The organism is Micromonospora sp. NPDC049257, from assembly GCF_040678915.1.
Lineage (GTDB): Bacteria > Actinomycetota > Actinomycetes > Mycobacteriales > Micromonosporaceae > Micromonospora > Micromonospora antibiotica.
The window spans coordinates 1-1372 of record NZ_JBFAQU010000069.1 but is presented as its reverse complement, the minus strand read 5'-3'; the positions used below and the strand labels follow the sequence as shown (position 1 = coordinate 1372).

The 1372-nt window shown below is 67.9% G+C and carries 1 protein-coding gene; it reads left to right on the top strand.

Annotated features, from left to right (window positions below; all coding sequences use genetic code 11):
* Window positions 1-126 precede the first annotated feature (126 nt).
* Complete coding sequence (locus tag AB0K25_RS31745) at window positions 127-1362, top strand: ISAs1 family transposase (RefSeq protein ID WP_363824022.1); 1236 nt, start codon at window positions 127-129, stop codon at window positions 1360-1362.
* The last annotated feature ends 10 nt before the right edge of the window (window positions 1363-1372 follow it).

The window sequence follows — 1372 nt, the reverse complement described above, 5'->3', positions numbered from 1 at the left end:
GCAGGGCGTTTGCAAGTTCCGGGGTCGGGTGGTTGGTCGGGTTGTGACCGGTTGGGGTGGATAGCAGGGCAGGCACGGGGTTCGTGATCATTGTGGTGTCGAAGCCAGATGATCACGAGGTGGCCCGTGCCTGCTGTTGCATCTTCTCCCATCCCTGCGGTGCTGGTGAAACTGGGGCCGTTGGATGCTGGCCGGATCGCTGACCTGCGCCCCTACCTGGACTCGGTGCCCGATCCGCGTTCCCGGCGTGGGCGGTGGTACTCGCTGACCGCGATCCTGCTGGTGTGCGCCTGCGGGGTGGTCTCGGGCGCGAAGAGCATCGACGAACTCGCCGAGTGGGGCCAGCGTGCCTCGAGGACGCTGCTGGCAGTCATCGGGATCCGGGTGCATCTGTTGAGCTGGCGGCGTGCTCCGTCGTCGGCCACGATCGGCCGGGTGCTGGGGGCTGTTGATGGTGACGCCCTGGACCGGGCGGTGTGCGCCTATCTGACCAACCGGCATCGCGCCGCCACCGAGCCCACCCAGACGCCGTCGGTGTCGGGGCGGCTGCGCGTGATCGCCGTCGACGGCAAAGCACTCAAGGGATCAGCCCGTCTCACCGCGCCCCGCCGGCATCTGCTCTCGGCGGTCACGCACCGCACCGTCGTGACCCTCGCTCAGGCGGAGGTCGGCGCGAAGACGAACGAAACCACGCACTTCCAGCCGCTGCTGGCCCCGCTGGACCTGGCCGGTGTCGTCGTCACCTTCGACGCCCTGCACTCGGTCAAGGCGAACATCTCCTGGCTGGTCGAGGCCAAGAACGCCCATTACATCGCGGTGATCAAGACCAACCAGCCGACCGCCCACAGCCAACTCGCGGCCCTACCCTGGCGGGACATCGCCGTGCAGCACACCGCCTCCACCCGCGGGCACGGCAGACGCGAGTCCCGCTCGATCAAGACCTGCGCCGTCGCGGACGAACTCGGCGGAATCGTCTTTCCCCACGCCCGCCTGGCCATCCGCGTCCACCGACGGCGCAAGCAGTCCGGCAAACACGAGACCCGGGAAAGTGTCTACGCCGTCACCAGCCTCGACGCCCACCAGGCCCGCCCAGCCGACCTGGCCACCGCGATCCGCGGACACTGGGCAGTGGAGAACTCCTCACACCACATCAGGGACGTCACCTACGCCGAAGACGCCTCCACCGTCCACACCGGAACCGCACCCCGAGCCATGGCCACGCTCCGCAACCTCGCCATCGGCGTGCTGAAAACCCTCGGAGCCGACAACATCGCCAAGACCACCCGAGCGATCCGCGACGAACCCCAACGAGCACTCACCATCCTGGGCATCACCAACGATCCGGACACCCCCGGAACTTGATCAAGCCCTG